This window comes from Mycobacterium sp. NGS26 (genome assembly GCF_059813025.1).
This window is the reverse complement of the sequence record NZ_JCALDU010000005.1, coordinates 127,419-151,075: the sequence shown is the minus strand read 5'-3', so window position 1 is coordinate 151,075 and position 23,657 is coordinate 127,419. Positions and strand designations below refer to the sequence as shown.

Genomic DNA, 23,657 nt, shown 5'->3' with positions numbered 1-23,657 from the left:
GCGTTCGTCGGCCGCTCAATGGGTGAGCAGGGCGACCGCGGCCGAGGTCCTGCGTCCCGGACGGCGCAGATCCGTCGGGGGCAGCAAGCGGGCGAGCGGCCGCATCGACATCGGTAAGCGATGCAGCCGGTGGGCGGCCTCGAACAGTGACTGCGCCTCGACGGTGCGCCAGCCCTGCTCTTCGAAGTAGGCGAGCCCATTCTCGGGTGCGAACCTGAAGGGCGCGTTCTGCGACAGGTCGGCCATCTTCTTGTTCATCATCTTCTTCAGGCCCGGAAACGCGAATTCGAGCATCCACCAGGCGACCTCGGGCCGCTTGATCGCATTCGAAAGCGCGGTGACGTCACGGTCTTCGAGATACATCAACAGGCCCTCGGTCAGCACCAGCGCCTTGGTGGCGCCGTCCAGCGCGGCGTCGAAGAAGGCGTCGCGGGCTGGTGGGTCGGCCAGGTCGACGGCGGAGCGGGTCAACCGGCATCGCGGCGTCTGGTCGGCGAGTAGCTGTGTCTTTTCGGCGAGCAGCGCCGGCAGGTCCGCTTCCACCCAGGTCAGATCGGCGGGAAGGTCCAACCGGTAGGGCCGCGTGTCGAGACCGGCGGCCAGATTCAATACCCGGTCACAGCCGTCTTCTATCGCACGGGCAATGGCGTCGTCGATGACCTTGGTGCGCGCGACCAGCCACCACCCGCTGCGGCTCCTCCGCGGGGTCCCGGCGACGATGGCGCGGCCGTGTTCACCGGCGAGCTGTTCGGCGAGCGGGTCGCTGAACAGCGCATCGGGGCGCGCAGATTCGGTGGCCCGGTGCAACGCCGTCCACCGGGCCGTATCGGAAACGTGGGTGATCGTGTGCCCGGTGCCTGACATACGTGCGTTATAGCACTCGCGACTTCGCTCGGACGTGTCGCTACCCGTGCCGAGTCCGGTACCGTGCGCTCATGCCCGATCGCAACCGTCGCTTCCTGCTCCGCGAACGCCCCTCCGGCCGCATCGGCCCGAACACCTTCGAGCTCACCGAGGAGGCGATCCCCGAGATCGGGGACGGCGAGGCGCTGGTGCGCGTCGACTGGATCTCCCTGGACCCGACGAACCGCATGTGGATCAACGACACGCCCACGTATCTGCCGCCGGTCGGCATCGGCGAGGTGATGCGCGGTGCCGGGCTGGGCGAGGTGGTCGCGTCGAAGAACCCGAACTACCAGGTCGGCCAGACCGTGCAGGGCCTGGTGGGCTGGCAGGAGTACGCGGTCGCCTCGGATGCGATGCCACTGTTCCCGGTCGACGTCGCCGAGGGCATCTCGCCGAGCGCCTACATGGGCGCGCTCGGGATGACCGGGCTCACCGCGTGGGTCGGCATCCGCGACATCGGTAAGCCGCAACCGGGCCAGACGGTGGTCGTCTCGGCGGCGGCCGGCGCGGTCGGCTCGGTCGCCGGCCAGCTCGCCAAGGCCGACGGCGCCCGCGTCGTCGGCATCGCCGGCGGGCCGGAGAAGTGCGCGCTGCTGACCGAGCAGCTCGGCTTCGACGCGGCGGTGGACCACCGCGCCGACGATTGGGCCGCCCAGCTCGCCGCCGCCACGCCCGACGGCATCGACGTCGACTTCGAAAACGTCGGCGGCGACATCATGGACGCGATCTTCGCGCGCCTCAACATCGGCGCGCGGGTCGCGCTGTGCGGCCTGATCTCCGGCTACAACTCCACCGATCCGCCGCCCGGCCCGCGTGCGTTCGGCAACCTGCTGATCCAGCGGGCGACGGTGCAGGGCTTCATCGTGCTCGACCACTTCGGCCGCGCGCCCGAGGCGATTCAGGAGATCGCGGGCCTGATGACCCAGGGCAAGCTCACGCCGCTCGAGACCGTCATCGAGGGCTTCGAGCAGCTGCCGACGGCGATCAACATGCTGTTCGACGGGAAGAACGTCGGCAAGCTCGTCGTCAAGACGTCGGGCTAGGCACGCGACGTCGGCTGGCCCAATACCGCTGTGCCGCAACTGCATCGGGGCCTTTCCAACCGTCACATTCAGCTGATCGCGATCGGAGGGGCGATCGGCACCGGGCTGTTCATGGGGTCCGGCCGGACGATCTCGCTCGCCGGCCCGGCGGTGGTGGTGGTGTACGCGATCATCGGGCTCTTCGTGTTCTTCGTGCTTCGCGCGATGGGCGAACTGCTGTTGTCCAACCTCAATTACAAGTCTTTCGTTGACTTCTCGGCCGACCTGTTGGGGCCTGCGGCGGGCTTCTTCGTCGGGTGGTCGTACTGGTTCGCCTGGGTCGCCACCGGCGTCGCGGAAGTCGTCGCGATCGCCGGCTACACAAGGTTCTGGTGGCCCGGCCTGCCCGCGTGGCTGCCGGCGCTGGTAACGAGCGCGCTGATCCTCGCGCTGAACTTGTTCAGCGTCCGCAACTTCGGCGAGGCCGAGTTTTGGTTCGCCCTCATCAAGGTCGTCGCGATCGTGTGCTTCATCGGGGTGGGCGTGATACTGCTGGCGACGAATTTCATTTCGCCACAAGGCCATCACGCCACCATCGCCAATCTGTGGAACGACGGCGGATTCTTCGCCACCGGGTTCATGGGCGCGGTCAGTGGGTTCCAGATCGCGCTGTTCGCGTTCGTCGGGGTGGAACTCGTCGGCACCGCGGCCGCGGAGACGGTGAATCCCCGCCGCACTCTCCCCCGGGCGATCAACGCCGTTCCGCTGCGGGTGGCGATCTTCTACATCGGTGCGCTGCTGGCGATTCTCACCGTCGTCCCGTGGCGGCAGTTCGCCAGCGGCGAGTCGCCGTTCGTGATGATGTTCTCGTTGGCGGGGCTCGGCGCCGCGGCGACGGTCGTCAACTTCGTCGTGATCACCGCCGCGGCCTCCGCCGCGAACTCCGGGGTATTCTCCACCGGCCGTATGCTTTTCGGCCTCGCGGACGAGGGAAGCGCCCCGGCGGCCTTCGGGCGGCTGAACCGCGGCGGCGTGCCGGCGCGGGCGCTGGTTCTCACGGCCGCGTTACTGCTCACCTCCATCCCGCTGCTCTATGTGGGCGGTTCGGTGATGGGCGCCTTCACGATCGTGACGGCCATCGCGTCCCTGTTGTTCATGTTCGTGTGGGCGATGATCGTCGTCAGCTACCTGGTGTACCGGCGCCGACACCCGCAGCGACATGCCGACTCGCCCTACAAGATGCCCGCCGGCGAGCCGATGTGCTGGGCCGTCCTCGTTTTTTTCGCGTTCGTGGTCGTGACGCTGTGCACCGCGCGGGAAACTGCGATCGCCCTGGCCTGGTTCCCGCTCTGGTTCCTGGTGCTCGCGACCGGTTGGGCTGTGGTCCGGCGCCGGCCCGGGCGCGCCGCGAGGTATCGCCAGTTCAGGGCCGAGATGGAGCGAGCGGTCGGCTGACGAGGTTGTTGGGATCGGTAGCCGATTGCACCGGCTGTACTTGCCGCAACGACGCCGCCACCGAGGCGGCGCGTGACGAAAGGAAGTCAGCAAATGAAGATCGTGCCGGCCAGCATCGAAGAGCAGATCAACCGCGTCGATCGCCACCGGAGCCTGTACATCGGGATCAGCGCCGCCTTGATCGCGCTGTGGAGCATCTACCGAGTGGTCTGGACGCTCTACATCGGGATGACCTTCGGTTGGTTCCTGGGGTCGATGGTCTTCCCCTTGGTGCTGTGGGGTGTCATCGGTGCCGTCGCGGCGGTCGCGGCCACCGGATTCCTGACCCGCTACAGCAGGGGATCTTGAACCCGCTCGAGCCGATCGAAAAGTTCCGAACCTGAACAAGGTTCGGAACTTTTCGTTACAGCTGGGCCCACACCGACTTGGTCTTCATGTAGGCGTCGATGCCTTCGCGGCCGAACTCGTGGCCCCAGCCGGACTGCTTGTAACCGCCGAACGGCACATCGTGGTCGAAGACCAACTGGCAGTTCACCTGGACGCTGCCGGCTTGCAGCCGCTTGACGATCCGGTGGGCGCGGCCCAGGTTTTCCGTCCAGGCGGTGGCCGCCAGGCCGTACGTGGTGTCGTTGGCCATCGCGACGGCCTCGTCCTCGTCGTCGAACGGCAGGATGGTGACCACCGGCCCGAAGATCTCCTGCTGGTACAGCCGCATGCCGCGGTCGACGTTGGTGAGCACCGTCGGGTGGACGAAGTAGCCCTTGCGGTCCAGGCGGTAGCCGCCGGTGACCACGTCGACGCCGTCGCCCTTGCCCTCCTCGATGAAGCCCATGACGCGGGTCAGCTGCTTCTGGCTGATCAGCGGGCCGCTGACGCAGCCCTCCTCGCTGGGCGCGCCCAGCTTGAACGTATTCGCCATCCCCGCGACGCCTTCCACCACCCGGTCGTACACGCCGCGCTGCGCGAAAATCCGTGAGCCGCAAACACATCCCTGGCCGGAATGCACGAAGATACCCAGCGACGCCATCAGGATGGCCTTGTCCATGTCGGCGTCGTCGAAGATCAGCACCGGCGACTTCCCGCCGAGCTCGAGCATGACCTTCTTCAGATTGCCGGCCGAGGCCCGCACGATCTCCTTGCCGACCTCGGTCGACCCGGTGAAGGCGACCTTCTCGACGTCGGGATGCGCGGTGATCGCCGCACCCGCGGTGTGGCCGTAGCCGGTCAGCAGGTTGACGACGCCCTCGGGCACGCCGGCCTGGTGGATCAGCCGGTCGAGCAGCAGCGCCGACAGCGGGGTCTCCTCGGCGGGCTTGACGAGCATGCTGCACCCGGCCGCGAGCGCGGGCGCCAGCTTTGCGCTGGCATTGAAGATCGGGCCGTTCCACGGGAAGATCAGCCCCACCACGCCATACGGTTCTTTCAACGTGTAGGCGTGCATGTTGACGAACGCGTCCGTCGCGATGCCGTCGGTTTTCACGTCGTATGCGACGCCGTTGAGCTTCGAACACCAGCCGGCGTAGTAGCGAAAGAACTCCGAGCAGGTGGACATCTGTAACTGCGCCTGCAGCAACGGCATTCCGGTGTTGAGCGAGTCGAGCTGGGCGAACTCCTCGGCATGTTCGTCGATCAAATCGGCGATGCGCCACATGACCTTTGCCCGCTGTCGGCCCGGCAGCTGTGACCAGACGCCCGACTCGAACGACGCCCTTGCCCGCGCGACGGCGTCGTCGACCGCCTCGTTGCCGCAGTCGGTGAATTCGGTGATCTGTTCTTCGGTTGCCGGATTGATGATCGGGATGACGTCGCCCGAGCCGGGGCGGTTGCGGATGTCCTCCAAAACCGTCTGCACCGTCACCGTGAACCCTCCCTGCCGTCGAATGCTGAGCACTTGCTTAGCATTGTCGGCGCGGCGTGGTCAAGGGTGTGGGCATCCGGAGCCGCCGACGCTCGGCGCGACTATGCCACGAATTCCGGGTGGAACCTGGCCGCCATCCGGCGCATCCCGTCGCGCCAGTCGACCGTCGTGCCCCCGATGAGTTCGTGCATCCGCGTCGCGTCGGTGGGATTGCCGCGCAACGCCTGCGCGCTCTCGTCGAACACCGGCTCCTTGCCGACCAGCGAGCCGAGGTAACCGCACCACTCCTGGATGCTGACGACCTGGTCGCCGCACCAGTTGACTGTGGTCGCCGGCACCGACGCCACCGCGAGCAGCTTCGGGATGGTGGCGACGATGTCGTCCTCGTGGATGGGGTTGTAGCGGGCGGGACCGCCGGGCGGCACCGGGATCGGCACGCCGGCCAGGATCATCTCCATGTGGTAGTACGGCCACCCGCCGTTGTCACCGTACGGGACGTTGAGCCGGGCGACGGTGGTGGGCACGCCGAGGGCGCGTGCCATCGTCCGCGCGACGACCTCCCCGGCGATCTTGGAAATGGAATAGGTCGGGAACAGGGACTTGTGGTTGTCACCCAGGGCCGTGCGCTCGGTCCGGGGCTCGTCGTCGGGCGGGTCGTAGACGGCCGCCGACGAACAGTGCAGGAACGCTTTCGCGTTGCGGCAGTGGGCCATGAGGAGGCCGACGGACTCCGCGTTGGCGGCCAGATCCTTGTCCCAGTTGCCGCTCTTGGCCACGGCCAGATTGACGACGTAGTCGAAGTCGGACGGGACTGCGGCGAAGTCCCCGGCGGCCAGGTTGACGGTCTCGCACCGCACCCCCGCCCGCTCGAGCGCCGCGCGGGCCGCGGCGTCGGTGAACCGGGCGATGCCCCAGACCTCGTTGTCGATCGCCAGGGCCCGGGCGACGGGAGTGGCGACCTGCCCGGTGGGGCCGGTGATCAAGATCTTGTAGCCGCGCATGCGCTGATGGTAGGCGACGGCCGGCTGGCCAGCGGCAGGACCGAATGCCTATTATTTGCGTATGCATGCAGATACCTGTATTGCCGACGCGCAACCCCATGACCGTGACCACCGGCATGGTCTGCGCGGGGCGATCAAGGGGATCTTCGCCCCGCATTCACACGGCGACGGCATCGACGCCCTGGAATCCGGCGCCGCGGGAATCCGCGCGGTCAAGATCAGCCTCGTGGTGCTCGGGCTGACGGCCACCGCCCAGCTCGTCGTCGCGCTGGTTTCGGGATCCGTTGCGCTGGGCGCCGATACGGTCCACAACTTCTCCGACGCCCTGACCGCCGTGCCCTTGTGGATCGCGTTCGCGTTGGGCGCCAAGGCCGCGACGCGCCGCTACACCTACGGCTTCGGTCGCGCCGAGGACCTGGCCGGGCTGTTCGTGGTCGCGACGATAACGGCGTCGGCGATCGTCGCCGGCTACCAGGCCGTCGTGCGGCTCACCCATCCCGAACCGGTTGCGCACGTGGGCTGGGTCGCGCTGGCCGGGTTGATCGGATTCGTCGGGAACGAATGGGTGGCCCTGTATCGAATCAGGGCCGGACGGCGGGTCGGTTCGGCCGCGCTGGTCGCGGACGGCCTGCACGCGCGCACCGACGGGTTGACCTCGTTGGCGGTGCTGTTCTCGGCCGGCGGTGTCGCGCTGGGGTTCCCGCTGGCCGACCCGATCGTCGGCCTGGTCATCACCGTGGCGATCCTGGCCGTGCTGGGCACGGCGGCGCGCGACGTGTTCCGCCGCCTGCTCGACGGCGTGGACCCCGAGATGGTCGAGGCCGCCGAACAGGCATTGGCGTCCCGGCCCGGGGTGCGGGCGGTGCGCAGCGTGCGGATGCGCTGGATCGGGCACCGCCTGCACGCCGACGCCGAACTCGACGTCGACCCCGCCCTCAGCCTGGCGCAGGCGCACCGCATCGCCCACGACGCCGAACACGAACTGACGCATGCCGTCCCGAAACTCGCCACGGCGTTGATCCACGCCTACCCCGGCGAGCACTGACCGGCGTAGTGTCCGGAGGCCATGGCCGATGCGATCCATTTCGTCGAGGCGAACGGGCTGAAGTTCGCCTACCTGGAAGAGGGCTCCGGGCCGTTGGTGCTGATGCTGCACGGGTTTCCGGACACGGCGCACACCTGGGACCATCTTCGGCCGCGCGTCGCGGCCAACGGATACCGCGCGGTCAGCCCGTTCCTGCGCGGGTACCACCCCAGCGCGATTCCCGACCGCGACACCGACCAAGAGACGCTGGCGCGCGACCCGCTTGCGCTGATCGAAGCGCTCGGCGCGCCCGACGCCGTCGTCATCGGGCACGACTGGGGCGCCTCGGCCGCATACGGCGCGGCGGCCCTGGCGCCGAACCGGGTGAGAAAGCTTGTCGTCGTTGGTATTCCGCACCCGGCGACGCTCAAGCCGTCGCCGAGGAAGCTCTGGGGTGCTCGCCACTTTGCGGCCTACAAGCTGCCGGGTGCGCCGGGGCGCTTCGCGCGCAACGGCTTTGCCGCGCTGCCCGCCATCTACCGGCGTTGGTCCCCGACGTGGAACCCGGGCCCCGAGGAGTTCGACGCCGTGCGCGCGAGCTTCGCCAACCGGGCGAGCCTGAACGCGGCGTTCGGCTACTACCGGAAGCTCTCCCCCATCCCCAGCGCATCGCTGCGGACGCGGATCACGGTGCCCACGGTCGTCTTCGCGGGGCTAGACGATCCGGTCGTCGCGCCGTCCGACTACCGCGCCGCCGCCCGGATGTTCGAAAACGACTACGTCGTCGAGGAAGTCCCGGGCGGTCATTTCATGCACCGCGAACATCCCGAGGCGTTCGCCGAGCGACTGTTGCCTCACTTATAAATCCGCGTCGAGATCGACACTGGCGCGAACAAGTACGAGTGAGCCGCACGCTAGCGTCGATCTCGAGCTCAAGAAAGGACACTCACAGACCCGGCTGGTCGTCGATGATGCCCAGCCAAATCTGTGCGGCGTCGATGGCGACCTTCTCGCTGATGAAGGCGTGCTGGGTTCCCGTGTACATGTCGCGGAAGGCTCGCTCCAGGCGGCTGCCCTCGCGGATCGAGCTGGTGCCGGCGACCAGGTGGGCCCACTCGGCGCAACCGCGGGCCGTGTCGGTGGCGTAGACGGCGGCCACGCGCATGTCCGCGCGCAGGGCGGGCGTCAGCTCCTCGCCCGCCGCAACCGCGGCCTCGGCCGTCGTGAACGCGTCGAGCACCAAGAGACGCGCGGCGCGCCAGGCCGCCCGATGGTGCGCCAGCCCCTTCTGGAACGTCGGGCGGCTGGCCAACGAAGCCATGTCGCTCATCCGGAACTTCGTCGCGGCCAGTTCCTGGACGTCGTCGAGCATGCTCTTCGAGACGCCGAGCGCCCACGATGCGTGGCCGGCGGCGGTGACGGGCATCAGGCCCATGCGGGTGGCCGGTGAGGTGCCGCGGTAGGGCCGCCGCACGAAGAGTTCGAAGGTGCGGCCGGCGGGCACGAACACGCCCTCGGCGCTGTAGTCGTAGGAGCCGGTTCCCTTGAGCCCCTGCACGAACCAGCCGTCGTTGAAGCTGATCTGGTCCCGCGGAACGACTGCGACGCGCATCTCCGGGAAGCCCTCGCTGATCCAGCGCATCTCGCCGTCGTCCATCGGAAAGAATCCGGCCGCGATGTATTGGGAGTGCCCGATGCCCGAGCCGAAGTTCCACGACCCGTTCAGCAGGTAGCCGCCGTCGGTCGCGGCCCCCTGCCCATTCGGAAAGAATTGGCCCCCCAGGGTGACGCGGTTGTCGTGCGCGGTGAAGACCTCGGCGAAGCCGTCGTCGGGCAGATACGCCGCGGCGGCGAACGAGGACGGCAGGTTGGCGATGCCGATCCAGCCGAATGAGCCGTCCTGCCAAGCCATTTCGATCCACGTCTCGATCATCTCGCCAAACGACGGCTCGAGGCCGCCGGCCGCGACGGGGTTGAACGCGGACATCAGCCCGCTGGCCCACATCTCGTCGACGATCGCGGGGGTCAGCGTGCGCGCCCGCTCGGATTCGGCAGCTTCGGCCCGCACGAGATCGCGCATACCGCGGGCCAGTGAAACGACCCGGTCGCCCGTGTCGGCTATCGACGTCATACCGGTGACCGTACCAACCACGAGGATTGGCCTACGGTGTGTTGGTGCGATGGATCGTCGACGGCATGAACGTGATCGGGAGCCGCCCCGACGGCTGGTGGAAGGACCGCGGCCGTGCGATGGCCACGCTGGTGGAGCGGGTGGACCGCTGGGCGTCGGATCGGGGCGAGACGGTGACGGTGGTCTTCGAGCGGCCGCCGTCGACCGCCATCGCCTCAGCGGTGGTCGAAATAGCGCATGCCCCCAGAGCGGCCGCGAATTCCGCCGACGACGAGATCGTCCGGCTGGTTTCCGCCGACGACCGCCCGCGCGAGATTCGCGTCGTGACGTCGGACCGGGCGCTCAACGACCGGGTCCGAGCGTTGGGTGCGTCCGTCTATCCGGCGGAGCGGTTCCGCGAGCTCGTCGACCCGCGCGGGCCATGAGCGGCCCCGCACCCAACCGGGTCTGCGAACTCGCACGGATCGACATCCCGAGCATCCAGGCGCCGGTGACCTACATCGCCGGCGCGCAGCTCGCCGCGGCGGTATCCAACGTCGGTGCGCTGGGATCGTCGAGACCATGATGCCCGTGATCCGGACCGAAGCCGCCGAAAAGCTTGACCGGGCAGCGTCTTTCGAACAAGGCGGCGCCGCGTTGCAACGGGTTCAGCGGCTCTACTTCGACGGCGACATGAACGCCAGCGTCGCGAACACCGGTCAGGTCGCCGGCCGGATCGACGACCTCCCGCCCGCCACCGAGATCATTAAACAGATGTGGGCCGAGTGCCGCGAGGTGCTGGCCGCCACAGCGGATCGACTGGGGCGGTAACCAACCGGCTCGGTTCGAGGATGTGCAATTGCGCGCTCGCCGCTGAGCGGGTTCAGCTCACCGCGGCCAGCGCCGCGTCGTAGTTCGGCTCCTGGGCGATCTCGGGCACCAGTTCGGTGTACGTGACCTTGCCGTCGGCGCCGACCACGACCACCGCCCGCGCGAGCAGCCCGGCCATCGGGCCGTCGACGATGCCGACGCCGTAATCGTCGCCGAAGCTGCCGCGAAACGCCGATCCCGTCTTGACGTTCTCGATGCCCTCCGCGCCGCAGAATCGCGCCTGCGCGAACGGCAGATCTTTGGACACGCACAACACCGACGCACCGCCGGCGGCCGCCCGCTCGTTGAAGGCGCGCACGCTGTTCGCGCACACCGGTGTGTCGATGGACGGAAAGATGTTCAGCACCACGGGCTTACCGCTGAACTGGTCGTTGCTGACGACGCCCAGATCCGTTCCGGTCAAGGTGAAGCCTGGCGCTTGAGATCCGACGGCCGGTAGGTCGCCGACGGTGTGGATCGGGTTTCCGTGCAAGGTTATCTGTGCCATGGGCACAGTCTGCCAAGCCCGCAACCGGCACCCGGGGCCAGGTCCGCATGTCCTAATCAGTGGGCTACATGGCGTAGACGACATGCCCGTGCCTGGCGAACACTGATTGCATGGCTCGCAAGGTGGTAATCGCCGGCTTTCCCGGCGTTCAGGCACTCGACGTGGTGGGGCCGCACGACGTCTTCACCACCGCATCGCTGCTGACCGGTGGCGGATATGACGTCGTCGTGGCGTCGGTCGAGGGTCGACAGGTCAGCACCGCGACCGGCCTGGGCTTCGTGGCGGCGCCGCTGCCCGATCCCGGCGCCGCAGTGGACACCGTCGTGCTGCCCGGCGGCGGTGGCGTCGACGACGCGCGGGCCAACAGCGAGCTCGTGACCTGGATCAAGGCCGTCGCCGGAACGGCCCGGCGGATAGTGACGGTCTGCACCGGCGCGTTCCTCGCCGCCGAGGCGGGGTTGCTCGACGGCTGCCGGGTGACCACGCACTGGGCGTTCGCCGGGCGGCTGGCCCGCGAGTTTCCGGCCGTCGACGTCGACCCGGATCCCATCTTCGTCCGCAGCTCGGAGACGGTGTGGACGGCCGCGGGTGTGACCGCGGGGATCGACATGGCGCTCTCGCTGGTCGAGGACGACCACGGCACCGAGCTGGCGCAGACGGTCGCCCGCTACCTGGTGCTGTACCTGCGGCGCCCGGGCGGTCAGACGCAGTTCGCGGCGCCCGTGTGGATGCCGCGGGCCAAACGGCCGTCGATCCGCGAGGTCCAGGAGACCATCGAGGCCGAGCCCGGCGGTTCGCACAGCATCGGCGAACTGGCCCGCCGGGCGACGATGAGCCCCCGCCACTTCACCCGCGTGTTCACCGACGAGGTCGGCGAGGCGCCCGGCCAGTACGTCGAACGCATCCGCACCGAAGCCGCGCGCCGGCAGCTGGAAGAGACCGACGACACCGTTGTGGCGATCGCGGCGCGCTGCGGCTTCGGAACCGCGGAAACCATGCGGCGCAACTTCATTCGCCGCGTCGGTGTCTCGCCGGATCAGTACCGCAAGGCCTTCGCGTGATCGTCGGGGCCGCCATCGAGAGAGGACGACAGCCATGACCCAAATCGCATTCGTGGCCTACCCCGGGTTCACCGCGCTGGACATGATCGGGCCCTACGAGGTGCTGCGCAGCCTGCCGGGCGCCGAGGTGCGATTCGTCTGGCACGAGTCCGGACCGATCACCGCCGACTCCGGCGTCCTGGTCATCGGCGCCACGCATTCGCTGGCCGAAACGCCTTCACCCGACGTGATTCTCGTGCCCGGCGGCCCCTCGACACCGGTGCACGCGCGTGACGAGGCGCTGCTGGGGTGGCTGCGCCGCACCCACGAGACCGCGGGCTGGACGACGTCGGTGTGTTCGGGCTCGGTGATCCTGGCGGCCGCGGGCTTGCTCGAGGGCCGGCGCGCGACATCGCACTGGCTGACCGTTCCCACGCTGAAGGCATTCGGCGCCACCCCCGTCGTCGACGAGCGCATCGTGCGGGAGGGCAACATCGTCACCTGTGCCGGCGTGTCCGCCGGGCTGGACCTGGCGCTGTGGCTGGTCGGCCAGATCGGTGGCGAGGGCCGCGCCAAGGCCATCCAGCTCGCCATCGAATACGACCCGCAGCCGCCGTTCGAGTCCGGCCACATCTCCAAGGCGTCGGCCACCACGAAAGCCGCCGCCACCGCGCTGCTGTCCCGCGATGCCGTCAAGCCGGCCAACATGAGGGCCGCGACCCTGCTGGCGTGGGATCAGGCGCTGGCGGCGGTGCGGTCGCGACGGCGAGGCCGCCAGCCGCATCGCTCGTCCGTCGGTTAGGCGTTGGGCTGCAGGATCTCGTCGGATTCGAGCCGGCCGCCGGCCTGCATCCAGGCGGCGACGGCGCGGGGCGCGTCACGGTTCGGGTTGTAGATGTCTTCCTCGCTGGAGAACAGGCCGTCGCCGGCGTAGACCAGCCGGGTCCAGTTCGGGAACCAGAACGGCTCGGCGTCGGGGTCCGTGGGGTGGTCGAGCAGGTTCTTGATCAGGAGCACGACGGCGTCGTTGTCGTCGTCGTAGGCGACCCAGTCGCTGGGAAACCGCATGTGCGGGAACGGCGCCATGACCGCGACGATCCAGTCCCGGACCGCCTCGCGCCCGTGAAAGACGCCGTAGTGGTGCTCGGTGTAGACGACGTCCTCGGTGAATAGGTCGGCAAAGGGTCGCCAGTCACCCGAGGCGCTGCATCCCTCGACCACGGCCGTGTAGTTCGCGAGGGCCCGCTCGATTTCGGCCCTGGTGAATTTGCCCATGACGGACACACTAGAACCTGTTCCGGTTTTGGGTGGCTCGAATGGATGGGGATCGAATGAACGTGCTGGAGTTGTTCAACCTGGACGGCAAGCGGGCAATGGTGACCGGTGCGTCCAGCGGGATCGGCAGAAGGGTGGCCGAGGCCTACCTGCAGGCCGGGGCGGACGTCGCCGTCGCGGCGCGACACGTCGACGCGCTAGACAAGGTCGCGCGGGAGATCGCGGCCGCCGGTCGCGGCAGGGTGGTGCCCGTTCCTTGCGACGTGACCCAGCCCGACCAGGTGAGCGCAATGCTGGACCGGGTGACCGCTGAGTTGGGCGGCATCGATATCGCGGTCTGCAATGCCGGGATCATCAGCGTCACCCCGATGCTGGACATGCCGCTCGAGGAATTCCAGCGCATCCAGGACACCAACGTGACGGGCGTTTTTCTCACCGCCCAGGCCGCGGCCGCGGCGATGGTCCGCCAAGGGCACGGCGGAGTCATCATCAACACCGCGTCGATGTCCGGCCATATCATCAACGTCCCGCAGCAGGTCGGCCACTACTGCGCGTCCAAGGCGGCGGTCATCCACCTGACCAAGGCCATGGCGGTCGAATTCGCGCCGCACAACATCCGGGTCAACAGCGTCAGCCCGGGCTACATCCGTACCGAGCTCGTCGAGCCCATGGCCGACCTCCACGCGCTGTGGGAACCCAAGATACCGATGGGCCGCCTGGGCCGGCCGGAGGAACTCGCCGGCCTGTACCTGTACCTGGCCAGCGAGGCGTCGAGCTACATGACCGGTTCCGACATCGTGATCGACGGCGGATACTCCTGCCCCTGATGATTGCCCCTGATCACGCGACGGCGCAGCGTCGGCCGAAGCGGGCCCGCACGCCCGGCGAAAACAGCGCACGCAACCGACCGCTGGCGGGTCGTACCCCAGCGGCAGCCACCAACTCGTCGCTCAGCTCGACGACCTCCGCCGCGCGCAACGGCCACGGTCCGTGCTCGTTCGGCACCCACCACGTCCGCCCGGCCTTGCGGGTGTGCGCACCCCATCGGGCGGTGAGCCAGACCTCCAGCGCCGTCGGTTCGACCGCCTCACCGACGGCGATCGTCAGCAGGCTGCGCAGCCCGCGCCGCGGCCAGCGGCGCACGCTCTGATAGGTGATCTGGTCGCCGCGGCGCGACATCCGCATCCGCGCCCAGGTGTAAGGGACGCCGAGGCCGATCCGGGTGACGGGCACGACGGCCAGGCGAGCCGTTTCCAGCGACCGGAACACCACGCCGTGCCGTCCGCCGTCATCGATCGAGTAGAGCCGGACGTTGGTCTCCAGAAAGCTGCCGAAGTACGGAAGCGGCAGTGCGGAGCCAACTTTGGTGGTGCTCATGACAAACGGGACCAACCCGACGTAGGTCATGCCGTCGGCGAACACGTCGGGACGGGTGCCGGGCGGGTACATGTGCTCGACGCTCTCGGGTTCCACCGGCCAATGGACGAAGGTCAGCTCACTCCAGCGTTGGTCGAAGGTGACCGGGCCGGGCAGGGGCGGCGGTGTGACCGGGTAGCCGGCGAGCGCTGAACTCTCGCTGGGATCGGTGGCCATCCGCTCATCCTGACACGCCGATTCAGCCCTCTATCTCACCGGAGATCCCGCGCTCGATGCTGGCCTGCGTCGTGGCCGGCAGGACGACGAGGCCGTCGAGTTCTTTGACGGCGAGGTCGTAGGCGTTCTGGCGTTCCCTTGGTGCCGCGGCTGGGTCGGAGGCCACCCGCAACAGGCTCTGGGCGCGGGCGATCCGATGCTGGTCGTCCGGTGAGAAGTCGCTGCGACGTGTGCGTATCGCCTCGGCCTCGGCGACGTTGAACGCGGTCACGTACTCCTCGACGGCCGACAGATACTGCGCGGTGGCCTCCCGGTCGTCGAGGAGGTCCTCGGCCTTGACGGGCCGCAGGAAGTCCGCCCGGAGCTTGGCCTTGTGGAAGGCGATCGTGAGCGGGTTGCGCATGTCGGTCATCAGCGGGAAGTCGAGCAGCTTGGCGAAGTCGAGCTCATAGTCGAGCCAGCGCTTGTCGATGCGGCTGTGCTCTTCCAAAACCCGCTTGAGCGACTGCCACTGGGCCACTTGATTGCCGCCGGTGCGTGCGGCGGGTTCGGACACTTCCCGCCTCGGCGCTCCGTCGGCCGACTCCGCGGCACGCGCGTTGTTGGCGCGAAAGACTCTCAGCGCGCCGACGACGATGGTCACCAGCGGCAGGATCACTATCAAAAGCTCCGCCAACCGGATTAGCAGACCCACATGGCCAGGATGCCACCCGGGCCGGGCTATGCAGTCAGCGGCGGAACCGCCTAGTGCACGCGCAGGGTGCCGCCCAAGTATTGGGCGCGGCACGCCCGGCGGGCCAGCTTCCCGCTGGTGGTGCGTGGGATGGCACCGGCCGGCAGGAAACGCACGTCGGCCACCGCCACACCGTGTCGATGCGACACCGCCGCCCGGATCGCCTCGATCGCAGGCTGCGGATCGTCGCGGCTGGTGCCCGCCGCACGTTCGGCGACGATCACCAGGCGTTGGCTCGCCGCCCCCGGGTCCCCCTCGTCGTGCGGCACCGCAAACGCCGTCACGTAACCGCGCCGCACCATCGGCGAGGCCTCCGCCGCCGTGGCCTCGATGTCCTGTGGGTAATGGGCGCGGCCGTCGACGATCACCAGGTCCGCTATCCGGCCGGTGATGTAGAGCTCGCCGTCCAGGAAGACGCCCAGGTCCCCGGTCCGCAGCCACGACCGCCCGGCCGCTGAGCCCTCGGCGCGGCTGCCCCGCTCGAGCGGCGACCGCAACCGGGCGTGGAACGTCAGCTCGGTTTCGTCCGGACGTCTCCAGTAACCCCGGCCAACGTTGTTGCCCTGCAGCCAGACTTCGCCGACCGCGCCGTCGGGCAGCTCGGCTCCGGTGTCCGGGTCGACGATCACGGCCCACAGGCTGCGCGCGATCCGCCCGCACGACACGTGTGCCACCGCGTTGGGTGCGTCGGCGGCGACACGCACCGCCCGCCCGGCCCCCAGTTGCTCGCGGTCGAGGTAAACGGCGCTCGCCTCGGCGTCGTGGTCGATGGTTGCGACCATCAGCGTCGCCTCGGCGATGCCGTACGACGGCTTGAACGCGGTGCGCGGCAGCCCGTAGGGCGCGAACGCCTTGTTGAACGTGGTGATCGCGTCGATGCTGACCGGTTCGGATCCGATGATCAGCACGACGTTGCTCAGGTCGATGTCGTCGCCCGCTGCGGGCAGGCCGCGCTGTGCGGCCCACTCGTAGGCGAAGTTGGGTGCGGCGGTGACCACGTTGCCCTGCCGCGACCCGGCGGCCAGCGCCTGGATCCACCGCTGCGGCCGGCGCACGAATGCCGTCGGCGACATCAGCGTGGAGTGTCCGCCGTACACCGCGGGGAAGCCGATCATCGACAGCCCCATGTCGTGGTAGAGCGGTAACCAGCTGACGCCGTGGGTGTTTCGGTTCAGCAGGTCGATCGACAGGATCATCTGCACCAGGTTCGTGCCGACGGCCCGATGGGTGATCTCCACGCCGACCGGTGGTCGCGTCGCACCGGAGGTGTACTGCAGGTGGGAAACCCGGTCGATGTCCAGCTCGACAGGAGTGAACCGTTCCCCGGCGGAATCCGGTATCCGATCGATGACGAGCAGTTGCGGCCTTCGCAGCTGCGGGAGCTTGGCCAGGAAGCCCTCGACCGCCTCCTTGGCCGCCGCCGTCGTCAGCACGACGGCGGGTTCCGAATCACGAAGGGCGGTTTCCAGCCGTTCGGCGTGGCCCGGCAGTTCGGGGGCGAACAGCGGCACCGCAATGGTCCCCGCCTTGATCGCGGCGTAGAAGCCCGCGACGTAGTCGATGCCCTGCGGTGCGAGGATCGCGACCCGGTCACCCTGGCCCGCGAACCGTTGTACGTGCGCACCGATGGCTTGTAGCCGCACACCGAATTCGGCCCACGTCATTTCGACTGCGTGCCCGTCGGACCGGGCGTAGTCGAGGTAGCGGTACGCGACGTAGTCGCCGACATTCGCGACGTTGCGCTCGATGAGCGATATCAGGGTGGTGCCCGGTGGCAACGCGACGCCGCCGTCGGCGTCCAGGCAGTCCTCGATCCGCAGCAGGCCTTTTGGAGCCACGGTATGTCGGGAACCGTAATCCATAAGCGCAGTCTAGGTGGCGGCCGAAGAGTCGTTGTGCGCCAGCTTGAGTCGGCTACATCCAGGCTTTGCCGAGCGCGTCGGCGAGTGCCTCGGGGTCTTGCTTGTCGGTGTTGCAGCTGACGGCCAGCGACGTTGCCCGGTCCTTGCTGACGCGAAACGCCGTGACGAACCCGCCCCAGGCGCCGTCGTGATCGAGCGTGCCGTTGGCCAGGGCGTAAATTCCGGCGCCGTACCGGTCCCCGCCCCCCGGCTCGGTGGGTACCGCCCCCGCCAGTTGCGCCTCCCTGAGTTTGGGTCCGCCCAGCCGGCCGGTTCGGTAGTTGTCGGCCCAACGGACCAGCTGGCTGGGCGTGGTCTGGATGCCGCCGTCGCCGACCTGTTCCCAGCCCGACCGGGTGGCGCGGAACCCGTCGCTGCCCTTCTCGTACGCGACGGCCTTGCCGGGAACCTGCCCGGTCGGATCCACGACCATGGCCAGACCCAGCGGATCGAAGATCTTCTCGGTTAGGTACTGCGCCAACGGTTCCCGCGAGATCCGGTGGATGATCTCGCCCAGCAGCAGGTAATTGGAGTTCGAGTAGTCGAACCGGGACCCGGGCGCGAACTCCAGCTTCGGCACGCCGGCCAGGGCCTGCAGGGCCTGGTCCTCGGTGGTACGGTCGCCCAGCTGGAAGCCCTGCGCCTCGAGCAGCCCGACGTACTCGGGGACTCCGCTGGTCTGGTGCATCAGCTGCTCGACGGTGACCGCGCCGGACCACGGTAGTTCGGGAACGTATCGAGACAACGGGTCGTCGAGCGCCATCTCGCCCGCATCAACCAGCAGCAGCAGCGCGGTGGCGGTGAATTGCTTGGATACCGAGGCGATGTCGAACACGGTTTGCGGGGTGATCGCGTCGCCGGTTGAGATGTCCGCGACCCCGCGAACTCCCGTCCAGACGACCTTCCCCTCGACGCCGACCGCGGCCGAGCACCCCGGCGCACCGACGTCGATGGCGTCGTCGAGCGCATGCTGGCTGCGGGCCGCGGCCGCGTCGTGGTTTGTCGGGCCGGCAGGAGCGGCGGTTCGGCCACCGCCGCAACCGCTCAGCGACAGCACCGCCGCGAGAAGTAGCACCGCTGGTCGCGTTATCATGTTGGATTACAAGGTGTTTCGCTCATGCGGAGGGGGCGCCGCGACCGGGCCGGCCTTGGTGGGTGCGGGTGGGGCCGAAACGGCATCGGCTGGCTCACAGGGTGAGTATGCGCCTGGCCTCGTCGCTGCGCGGCTCGAACGGTAAGGTACGCCCAATCCATTCAAGGTCATTCAGCTTTATCACCGGGGAGTCGGGCATGGCGGGTCGGAAGTTTTCCTTCGAGGTCAACAAGACCAGTAGCGCGCCGCCGGCGACGCTGTTCCGGCTCGTGGCGGATGGGGCCAATTGGTCGAGCTGGGCCAAGCCGATCGTGCTGCATTCGAGCTGGGCGCGCCAAGGCGATCCCCCGCCCGGCGGTGTCGGAGCCATCCGCAAGGTCGGGATGTGGCCGATGCTGGTACAGGAAGAGACGGTCGAGTACGAGCAGGATCGCCGGCACGCGTACAAACTGGTCGGGCCTCCCTCCCCGGCCAAGGACTACTTCGGCGAGGTGGTGTTCACGCCGACGGCGTCCGGCAGCACCGAGATTCGGTGGACGGGCTCGTTTGTCGAGGGCGTTCGCGGGACGGGTCCGTTGATGCGCGCCGCGATGGGCGGGGCCGTCCGGTTTTTTGCGGGCCGCTTGGTGAAGGCGGCCGAGCGCGAGTCGAGCGGCGGGCGGTAGCGTTTGTCGTGGCCGCTCAGGGCGTTTCGCTCTGGTGGATGCAGCGCACCGGTGAGGCGGACCCATAGATCAATCGTGAGGTCCCAGCCAAATTTGCGACCCAACCCAATCTTTGTAGCTGCCCGGCGAGTTCGGCGGGTTCATAGAACACCTTGACGACTCGATGCTCGGATCCATCAATCCGCAACATTGAAGTAGCTGTGCGGCAGCAGAGACCGACGCCACGGAGTGAGCTTTATTCGCCGCCGCTACTTCGAATTGACCTCGTCTTGATACTTCTTCGCCATGTGCTCGACGGCCTGCAGCTGCGACTGCGCGAGGCCCTCGCGCACCTGGCCAGCGCGCGCCGCGGCATCCAGCGTCGGCTGCGCCTGACCCTGGAAGTGCGGCATGACTTCGGCGGCGAACAATTCGGCGGAGCGTTTGGTTGCCGCCGGGTTGGCCCACTCGTGGCCCATCTGCAGCATGCAGCCGAAGCCGCCGGACTGGTCCCACAGCCGCTGCACCTGCTCCCGCGCCCGCTCGGGCGTGCCGATGACGCCCGCGCCGTTGTCGTTGATGATGTCGATCATCTCGTCGAGCTGCTCCCCCGGCATCGTCATCTGCGGGAAGGCGGCAACCTTCTGGAAGTAGTTGAACCACGACTCGATGCCGAATTTCACGTCGGCGCGGGCCTGTTCGTCGGTCTCGGCGATGTGCATCGGCCCGACCAGGCTCCAGTTCCTCCGGTCGACCTGCGTGCCGAAGGCCGCGGCGCGCTCCTCGACGATGCCCCAGTGATACGAAAGCGCGTTGAAGCCCTCGATTGTCAGCGTCGCCCCGATGGAGAGCAGCCCGATGCCGTGCTTGCCGGCCAGCCTCGCCCCCGTCGGTGACGCGACCGCGGCCACCGCCAGCGGGATCCCGCCGTCGGAGTACGGCGCCAGCTGCAACTTGGCGTCGAAAAGCTGATGGGTGGCGGTTTTGGCGCTCACCGTCTCGCCCGCCAGCAACCGGACGACGATGTCGAGGTTGGTTTCGAGAAGCTCGCGGGTGTCGGTGGGGTTCAGCCCGATCATCGCGGAGTCGGTGGGCAGCGAGCCCGGTCCCATCCCGCCGATCACGCGGCCGTGGGTGAGGTGATCGAGCAGCATCAGGCGGTCGGCGACCCAAAGCGGGTTGTGGTACGCGAGCGAAATGACCCCGGTGCCAAACCGAATCCGCTTGGCGCGCTCGGCGGCGGCGGCGATGAAGATCTCCGGTGAGCTGATGATCTCGCTGCCGGCCGAATGGTGCTCGCCCAACCACACCTCGTCGAAGCCGAGGGCGTCGAGATGCTCGATGAACTCGAGGTCACGCTGCAACGCGAGCGTCGGGTTTGTGCCCGCACGATGGAATGGGGCGATGAAATAACCGAACCTGAGCTTGGCCATCGAAATCCCTTTGCATTCGAGTTGCTCGAACAATAACCCGAACGCCGCGATCGTCCCTAGGCCACCGCTGCCGGTGCGTTACCGCGCGCTCAAAAGCGGCAGCCGATCACGGATATCCGCCGCAGACGTTGCCGACGCAACCGCCGCCACCGCCGGGTCCGCCGCCGCCACCGCCGACGCCGGGAATGGTGCCGCCGCCGCCGCCGGGCCCGCCGCCACCCGTGGGGCCGCCCGGGATGTTGCCGCCTCCGCCACCCGGCCCACCGCCACCCGTGGGACCGCCCGGGATGTTGCCGCCTCCGCCGCCGGGGCCGCCACTACCGGTGGGGCCACCGGGAACGGTGCCGCCTCCGCCACCGGGACCGCCGGTGCCCGGTGTGGTGGATGGTGTGGGCGCCACGCTGGACGACGGGGTCGTCGTCGGCGTCGTGCTACTGCTCGGCCCCTTGTTGCCGCCGCCCCCGCAGCCGACCGCGAGGACGAGCGCGGCGGCACCGCCGAAAAGCGCGACAGCAGTCCTGGCCTCGGATCTCATCAGATTCCCCACTCTCCGCTCGCGCCACATGTATCCACCTCTCAGTACCCCGGATGCCGGAGTGCAAACAGGCGCAAACAGGATTGGAGGACCGAGGGGGCTGGGCGGGCACCGGTGAGTTTTCGTCGAGATCGACGCTGGCGCGGAAAAGTGCGAGTGACATGCACGCTAGCGTCGATCTCGACCCTCAGGGATAAGGTCGCGGCGCACATGCAGCCGGTGAACAGCCCGGAAGTCGATGGGCGCCGGCGCGCGAGGCCCGCCTAGCCTTCCTTGGTGATCAGCTTCCGCAGCGCGACGCGGTCGGGGGTGAGCAGCTCCTCGATGCGCGGGCGGTTGACCTCGGCGACGATGATCTCGCCGACCTCCTGGTTGACCTCGCTGAAGATGCCGTGGGACTTCATCTTCGAGGTCTGATACTGGTTGTCCTCGGTGGGCGTGACGTAGTACACCGCGTCGGCCTTGAAGCGGTGGACCAGCCACAGGTGGATCAAAGTCATCAGCCGCTTCTTGCGGAGCTTCTCGGCGAAGGTGTTCTGGTCGCGCACGGTCAGGATGCTGCGGCCGTGGCGGTCCTTGATGGGATCGAACACGACGTTGGCGAGCTGCTCGTCCCCCTCGCCGTAGATCCCGAGCACTAGTACATCCGAGCCGGCGCGCCGGGGTCGCAGCTGCACGCGCAGCTTCTCGCCGAGCTGGTAGTGGTCGCTCCACAGCGCCAGCCACTCCTCCAGCAGCTTCTTCGGCACCTCGGTCTGCACCAGGTGCTGGTGCTGGGTCGACCCCTTGCCCATGGCCTTGGTGGTCGCCGTGCGGCCCGAGGACGCGGCCAGCGCGGCGTCGCTGCGCGGACCACCGACCAGGGTCTGCGGCGTGCGGTAGGGAGACTCGACCAGACGCATCTTGCGCTGCAGACGAGCCAGCGCCAGCATGCCGTCCTGCCGCAGCGCGGTGGCGAACTCCTCGGCGGCGACGCCGTCGATCTGGTGCCCGCCGTAGGTGATGAAGTTGAAGACGAAGCCCATCTTGCCGAGCTCTTCGGGGAAGCGCTTCATCTCCTCGTCGGTCATGCCGGTGGTGTCCCAGTTGAACGACGGCGAGAGGTTGTAGGCCAGCATCTGGTCGGGGAATTCGGCGTGGATGGCGTCGGCGAATTGCTTGGCGTCGGCCAGATCCGCGGTCTTGGTCTCCATCCAGAGGATGTCGGCGAACGGCGCCGCGGCCAGCGACTTGGCGATCGCGTACGGTATGCCGCCGCGGATCTGGTAGTAACCCTCGGGTGTCTTGGCCAGCTCGCAGTCCCAGGGCGAGTCGACGCCGAGCTCCTTCGCCTTCTCCTTGGCCTCGTAGAGCGAGGCGCGCTGGGCGAACCGGCGCCACTCGTCGGGGCTCATGCCGGCCGGCTCGTCCTCGCTCTCGCCGAATTCGAGCACCTCGGCCACGGCCTCGCCGTAGGTCATCAGCCCGGCGTCGTCCTCCCAGGCGGCCACGAACCGCGACTCGACCTGGTCGAAGAGATCGTCGATCGAGTGTTGCCCGTCCTCCCGCCAGGCGTTGATGGCGTCGGAGATCAGCCCCTGGATGCCCTGGCGCTCGAGCCAGGCCGTGGCGCCCGCGTACTCGGAGTCGGACATCGCGTAGAGCAGGTGGCCGTTGAGTTCCTTGACGCCCAGCTCGTAGAAGCGCCGCATCAGCGCCAGGAAGCAGGACTTGTACGACGGGATGTTGAGGTTGGTGGCACCGAGCAGGAACGGTTGGTCGCGCTCGTCGGCGCGGCTGTCGATCAGGTTGGCCGCCTCCGCGTCGGTGCGGGCGACGATGATCCCCGGCACCCGCATGACGTCGAGCTGGAAACGGGCGGCGTTGAGGCGCTTGATCTGTTCGTCCGACGGAACCAGCACCTTGCCGCCCTGGTGGCCGCACTTCTTGGTGCCCGGCCGCTGGTCCTCGATGTGATACCCCGGCACACCGACCTCGACGAAGCGGCGGATCAGGTTGCGCACGTGCGGGTCGCCGCCGTGTCCGGTGTCGGCGTCCGCGATGATGAATGGCCGGAAGTCGTATTCCTTGGCCGCGGCGCGCTGCTGCTCGCTCATCTGCAGGCGTTGGTACTGCTGGTTGCGGTCGGCGGTCAGAAGCGCGCGCACCAGGACCGCGGCGTCGTCGGGAACCTGGCTCAGGGGGTAGCTGGCAAGATCCGGACCCGGGTCCTCGGTGGTCGAACCCTTGGCGGAGGTCGCCCAGCCACCGAGGTAGATCCCCTCGATGCCCATCCGCTTCATGCTCACCGCCTGCCCGGGCGAGTAGGGCCCGAACGTCGTGATGCTCTTCTTGGCGGCGAACAGCTCGCGAAGGCGCTTGTAGAAGGCCGCCGCCGCCTCGCGCGCCACGGTGTAGTCGGTGGGTATCGTGCCGCGCTGCTCCACCACCTGGCGTGCCGTGTAGAGGCGGATGATCCCGGCGAAGCGGGGGTCGTCGAAGTATCGCTGGGTCGCGGCGACCTCTTGTTCGAACGGTGCGGGAACCTCGGTGTCCGCGTCGATGATGGCCATGAAGTCACGCTCCTCTTCAGCACGATTCCGCTGCACGTGAGTCTATCCCCGGATGACGGGGTTCAATCACCGGTTGACATCGCGCTCTATGGGCGGGCCCACGG

The 23,657-nt window shown here is 68.3% G+C and carries 25 protein-coding genes; 12 read left to right on the top strand and 13 right to left on the bottom strand.

What is annotated here, in order from left to right; all coding sequences use genetic code 11:
- Nucleotides 1-15: 15 nt before the first annotated feature.
- Complete coding sequence (locus tag AC5Y6X_RS17750; protein ID WP_499987975.1) at nucleotides 16-864, bottom strand: class I SAM-dependent methyltransferase; 849 nt, start codon at nucleotides 862-864, stop codon at nucleotides 16-18.
- 71 nt (nucleotides 865-935) lie between these two features.
- Here AC5Y6X_RS17750 and AC5Y6X_RS17745 point away from each other — a divergent pair, with 71 nt between their 5' ends.
- The 3 genes from AC5Y6X_RS17745 (at nucleotide 936) to AC5Y6X_RS17735 (ending at nucleotide 3,731) form a co-directional block, all read left to right on the top strand.
- Nucleotides 936-1,949 carry an NADP-dependent oxidoreductase gene (locus AC5Y6X_RS17745; RefSeq protein WP_499987972.1) on the top strand — a complete coding sequence of 338 codons (1,014 nt, stop codon included), beginning with the start codon at nucleotides 936-938 and terminating at the stop codon, nucleotides 1,947-1,949.
- 30 nt (nucleotides 1,950-1,979) lie between these two features.
- Nucleotides 1,980-3,383, top strand: a complete 1,404-nt coding sequence (locus tag AC5Y6X_RS17740; protein ID WP_499987970.1) for an amino acid permease — start codon at nucleotides 1,980-1,982, stop codon at nucleotides 3,381-3,383.
- Nucleotides 3,384-3,476: 93 nt separating this feature from the next.
- The gene (locus AC5Y6X_RS17735; protein WP_499987968.1) at nucleotides 3,477-3,731 is read left to right on the top strand and encodes a hypothetical protein; all 255 of its coding nucleotides are present in this window, start codon (nucleotides 3,477-3,479) and stop codon (nucleotides 3,729-3,731) included.
- 55 nt (nucleotides 3,732-3,786) lie between these two features.
- Here AC5Y6X_RS17735 and AC5Y6X_RS17730 read toward each other — a convergent pair whose 3' ends face one another.
- Both AC5Y6X_RS17730 and AC5Y6X_RS17725 read right to left on the bottom strand, forming a co-directional pair.
- A complete protein-coding gene (locus tag AC5Y6X_RS17730; RefSeq protein ID WP_499987966.1) occupies nucleotides 3,787-5,241 on the bottom strand; it encodes an aldehyde dehydrogenase family protein in 1,455 nt (484 codons plus the stop codon).
- A gap of 101 nt (nucleotides 5,242-5,342) precedes the next feature.
- Nucleotides 5,343-6,242, bottom strand: a complete 900-nt coding sequence (locus AC5Y6X_RS17725) for an NAD-dependent epimerase/dehydratase family protein (RefSeq protein WP_499987964.1) — start codon at nucleotides 6,240-6,242, stop codon at nucleotides 5,343-5,345.
- Between the two features lie 61 nt (nucleotides 6,243-6,303).
- Here AC5Y6X_RS17725 and AC5Y6X_RS17720 point away from each other — a divergent pair, with 61 nt between their 5' ends.
- Nucleotides 6,304-7,287, top strand: a complete 984-nt coding sequence (locus tag AC5Y6X_RS17720) for a cation diffusion facilitator family transporter (protein ID WP_499987962.1) — start codon at nucleotides 6,304-6,306, stop codon at nucleotides 7,285-7,287.
- Between the two features lie 21 nt (nucleotides 7,288-7,308).
- Complete coding sequence (locus tag AC5Y6X_RS17715) at nucleotides 7,309-8,130, top strand: alpha/beta fold hydrolase (RefSeq protein WP_499987960.1); 822 nt, start codon at nucleotides 7,309-7,311, stop codon at nucleotides 8,128-8,130.
- Between the two features lie 82 nt (nucleotides 8,131-8,212).
- On the opposite strand, the gene AC5Y6X_RS17710 is transcribed toward AC5Y6X_RS17715, so the two are convergent.
- Nucleotides 8,213-9,397: an acyl-CoA dehydrogenase family protein gene (locus AC5Y6X_RS17710; protein WP_499987958.1), complete on the bottom strand. Its 1,185-nt coding sequence runs from the start codon at nucleotides 9,395-9,397 to the stop codon at nucleotides 8,213-8,215.
- Nucleotides 9,398-9,441: 44 nt separating this feature from the next.
- Here AC5Y6X_RS17710 and AC5Y6X_RS17705 point away from each other — a divergent pair, with 44 nt between their 5' ends.
- The 3 genes from AC5Y6X_RS17705 to AC5Y6X_RS17695 are packed head-to-tail and all read left to right on the top strand — an operon-like array spanning nucleotide 9,442 to nucleotide 10,207.
- The gene (locus AC5Y6X_RS17705; protein ID WP_499987956.1) at nucleotides 9,442-9,822 is read left to right on the top strand and encodes an NYN domain-containing protein; all 381 of its coding nucleotides are present in this window, start codon (nucleotides 9,442-9,444) and stop codon (nucleotides 9,820-9,822) included.
- On the top strand, nucleotides 9,819-9,962 hold the full coding sequence (locus AC5Y6X_RS17700) for a hypothetical protein (protein WP_499987955.1): 144 nt from the start codon (nucleotides 9,819-9,821) through the stop codon (nucleotides 9,960-9,962). The genes AC5Y6X_RS17705 and AC5Y6X_RS17700 overlap by 4 nt, the downstream gene beginning before the upstream one ends.
- A complete protein-coding gene (locus tag AC5Y6X_RS17695) occupies nucleotides 9,959-10,207 on the top strand; it encodes a hypothetical protein (protein ID WP_499987953.1) in 249 nt (82 codons plus the stop codon). Before AC5Y6X_RS17700 ends, AC5Y6X_RS17695 begins: the two co-directional genes overlap by 4 nt.
- 52 nt (nucleotides 10,208-10,259) lie before the next feature.
- Here the strand turns inward: AC5Y6X_RS17695 and tpx are convergent, their stop codons facing one another.
- Nucleotides 10,260-10,754 carry a thiol peroxidase gene (tpx, locus tag AC5Y6X_RS17690; protein WP_499987951.1) on the bottom strand — a complete coding sequence of 165 codons (495 nt, stop codon included), beginning with the start codon at nucleotides 10,752-10,754 and terminating at the stop codon, nucleotides 10,260-10,262.
- A 110-nt stretch (nucleotides 10,755-10,864) separates the two neighbouring features.
- Between tpx and AC5Y6X_RS17685 the strand changes: the two genes are divergently transcribed.
- Nucleotides 10,865-11,815 carry a GlxA family transcriptional regulator gene (locus tag AC5Y6X_RS17685; RefSeq protein WP_499987949.1) on the top strand — a complete coding sequence of 317 codons (951 nt, stop codon included), beginning with the start codon at nucleotides 10,865-10,867 and terminating at the stop codon, nucleotides 11,813-11,815.
- Between the two features lie 34 nt (nucleotides 11,816-11,849).
- The gene (locus AC5Y6X_RS17680; RefSeq protein WP_499987947.1) at nucleotides 11,850-12,596 is read left to right on the top strand and encodes a DJ-1/PfpI family protein; all 747 of its coding nucleotides are present in this window, start codon (nucleotides 11,850-11,852) and stop codon (nucleotides 12,594-12,596) included.
- Here the strand turns inward: AC5Y6X_RS17680 and AC5Y6X_RS17675 are convergent.
- Nucleotides 12,593-13,069, bottom strand: coding sequence for a nuclear transport factor 2 family protein (locus AC5Y6X_RS17675; protein WP_324676938.1), 477 nt, complete (start codon nucleotides 13,067-13,069; stop codon nucleotides 12,593-12,595). The genes AC5Y6X_RS17680 and AC5Y6X_RS17675 overlap by 4 nt on opposite strands.
- Nucleotides 13,070-13,125: 56 nt before the next feature.
- On the opposite strand from AC5Y6X_RS17675, the gene AC5Y6X_RS17670 reads away from it, so the two are divergent.
- Entirely contained in the window at nucleotides 13,126-13,896 is a 771-nt protein-coding gene (locus tag AC5Y6X_RS17670) for an SDR family oxidoreductase (protein WP_499988386.1), read from the top strand.
- Nucleotides 13,897-13,909: 13 nt separating this feature from the next.
- Here AC5Y6X_RS17670 and AC5Y6X_RS17665 read toward each other — a convergent pair whose 3' ends face one another.
- The 4 genes from AC5Y6X_RS17665 to AC5Y6X_RS17650 are packed head-to-tail and all read right to left on the bottom strand — an operon-like array spanning nucleotide 13,910 to nucleotide 18,389.
- Nucleotides 13,910-14,662 carry a YqjF family protein gene (locus tag AC5Y6X_RS17665; RefSeq protein ID WP_499987945.1) on the bottom strand — a complete coding sequence of 251 codons (753 nt, stop codon included), beginning with the start codon at nucleotides 14,660-14,662 and terminating at the stop codon, nucleotides 13,910-13,912.
- Nucleotides 14,663-14,684: 22 nt separating this feature from the next.
- Nucleotides 14,685-15,356, bottom strand: a complete 672-nt coding sequence (locus AC5Y6X_RS17660; protein ID WP_499987943.1) for a hypothetical protein — start codon at nucleotides 15,354-15,356, stop codon at nucleotides 14,685-14,687.
- A gap of 50 nt (nucleotides 15,357-15,406) precedes the next feature.
- Entirely contained in the window at nucleotides 15,407-17,257 is a 1,851-nt protein-coding gene (locus AC5Y6X_RS17655) for a fatty acyl-AMP ligase (RefSeq protein WP_499987941.1), read from the bottom strand.
- 52 nt (nucleotides 17,258-17,309) lie between these two features.
- Nucleotides 17,310-18,389 carry a serine hydrolase domain-containing protein gene (locus AC5Y6X_RS17650; RefSeq protein ID WP_499987939.1) on the bottom strand — a complete coding sequence of 360 codons (1,080 nt, stop codon included), beginning with the start codon at nucleotides 18,387-18,389 and terminating at the stop codon, nucleotides 17,310-17,312.
- Between the two features lie 197 nt (nucleotides 18,390-18,586).
- Between AC5Y6X_RS17650 and AC5Y6X_RS17645 the strand changes: the two genes are divergently transcribed.
- Nucleotides 18,587-19,054, top strand: coding sequence for an SRPBCC family protein (locus tag AC5Y6X_RS17645; protein ID WP_499987937.1), 468 nt, complete (start codon nucleotides 18,587-18,589; stop codon nucleotides 19,052-19,054).
- A gap of 248 nt (nucleotides 19,055-19,302) precedes the next feature.
- Here the strand turns inward: AC5Y6X_RS17645 and AC5Y6X_RS17640 are convergent, their stop codons facing one another.
- The 3 genes from AC5Y6X_RS17640 to aceA form a co-directional block, all read right to left on the bottom strand.
- The gene (locus tag AC5Y6X_RS17640) at nucleotides 19,303-20,466 is read right to left on the bottom strand and encodes an LLM class flavin-dependent oxidoreductase (RefSeq protein ID WP_499987936.1); all 1,164 of its coding nucleotides are present in this window, start codon (nucleotides 20,464-20,466) and stop codon (nucleotides 19,303-19,305) included.
- 106 nt (nucleotides 20,467-20,572) lie between these two features.
- Complete coding sequence (locus AC5Y6X_RS17635) at nucleotides 20,573-21,001, bottom strand: hypothetical protein (protein ID WP_499987934.1); 429 nt, start codon at nucleotides 20,999-21,001, stop codon at nucleotides 20,573-20,575.
- A 263-nt stretch (nucleotides 21,002-21,264) separates the two neighbouring features.
- Nucleotides 21,265-23,553 carry an isocitrate lyase ICL2 gene (gene aceA, locus AC5Y6X_RS17630; protein ID WP_499987933.1) on the bottom strand — a complete coding sequence of 763 codons (2,289 nt, stop codon included), beginning with the start codon at nucleotides 23,551-23,553 and terminating at the stop codon, nucleotides 21,265-21,267.
- Between the last annotated feature and the right edge of the window lie 104 nt (nucleotides 23,554-23,657).

Coding starts and splice junctions, on each gene's coding strand:
- AC5Y6X_RS17750 (WP_499987975.1), bottom strand. CDS start 864: ATGTCAGGCACCGGGCACACGATCACCCACGTTTCCGATACGGCCCGG.
- AC5Y6X_RS17745 (WP_499987972.1), top strand. CDS start 936: ATGCCCGATCGCAACCGTCGCTTCCTGCTCCGCGAACGCCCCTCCGGC.
- AC5Y6X_RS17735 (WP_499987968.1), top strand. CDS start 3,477: ATGAAGATCGTGCCGGCCAGCATCGAAGAGCAGATCAACCGCGTCGAT.
- AC5Y6X_RS17725 (WP_499987964.1), bottom strand. CDS start 6,242: ATGCGCGGCTACAAGATCTTGATCACCGGCCCCACCGGGCAGGTCGCC.
- AC5Y6X_RS17720 (WP_499987962.1), top strand. CDS start 6,304: ATGCATGCAGATACCTGTATTGCCGACGCGCAACCCCATGACCGTGAC.
- AC5Y6X_RS17715 (WP_499987960.1), top strand. CDS start 7,309: ATGGCCGATGCGATCCATTTCGTCGAGGCGAACGGGCTGAAGTTCGCC.
- AC5Y6X_RS17710 (WP_499987958.1), bottom strand. CDS start 9,397: ATGACGTCGATAGCCGACACGGGCGACCGGGTCGTTTCACTGGCCCGC.
- AC5Y6X_RS17700 (WP_499987955.1), top strand. CDS start 9,819: ATGAGCGGCCCCGCACCCAACCGGGTCTGCGAACTCGCACGGATCGAC.
- AC5Y6X_RS17695 (WP_499987953.1), top strand. CDS start 9,959: ATGATGCCCGTGATCCGGACCGAAGCCGCCGAAAAGCTTGACCGGGCA.
- tpx (WP_499987951.1), bottom strand. CDS start 10,754: ATGGCACAGATAACCTTGCACGGAAACCCGATCCACACCGTCGGCGAC.
- AC5Y6X_RS17685 (WP_499987949.1), top strand. CDS start 10,865: ATGGCTCGCAAGGTGGTAATCGCCGGCTTTCCCGGCGTTCAGGCACTC.
- AC5Y6X_RS17680 (WP_499987947.1), top strand. CDS start 11,850: ATGACCCAAATCGCATTCGTGGCCTACCCCGGGTTCACCGCGCTGGAC.
- AC5Y6X_RS17675 (WP_324676938.1), bottom strand. CDS start 13,069: ATGGGCAAATTCACCAGGGCCGAAATCGAGCGGGCCCTCGCGAACTAC.
- AC5Y6X_RS17670 (WP_499988386.1), top strand. CDS start 13,126: ATGAACGTGCTGGAGTTGTTCAACCTGGACGGCAAGCGGGCAATGGTG.
- AC5Y6X_RS17665 (WP_499987945.1), bottom strand. CDS start 14,662: ATGGCCACCGATCCCAGCGAGAGTTCAGCGCTCGCCGGCTACCCGGTC.
- AC5Y6X_RS17655 (WP_499987941.1), bottom strand. CDS start 17,257: ATGGATTACGGTTCCCGACATACCGTGGCTCCAAAAGGCCTGCTGCGG.
- AC5Y6X_RS17650 (WP_499987939.1), bottom strand. CDS start 18,389: ATGATAACGCGACCAGCGGTGCTACTTCTCGCGGCGGTGCTGTCGCTG.
- AC5Y6X_RS17645 (WP_499987937.1), top strand. CDS start 18,587: ATGGCGGGTCGGAAGTTTTCCTTCGAGGTCAACAAGACCAGTAGCGCG.
- AC5Y6X_RS17640 (WP_499987936.1), bottom strand. CDS start 20,466: ATGGCCAAGCTCAGGTTCGGTTATTTCATCGCCCCATTCCATCGTGCG.
- AC5Y6X_RS17635 (WP_499987934.1), bottom strand. CDS start 21,001: ATGAGATCCGAGGCCAGGACTGCTGTCGCGCTTTTCGGCGGTGCCGCC.
- aceA (WP_499987933.1), bottom strand. CDS start 23,553: ATGGCCATCATCGACGCGGACACCGAGGTTCCCGCACCGTTCGAACAA.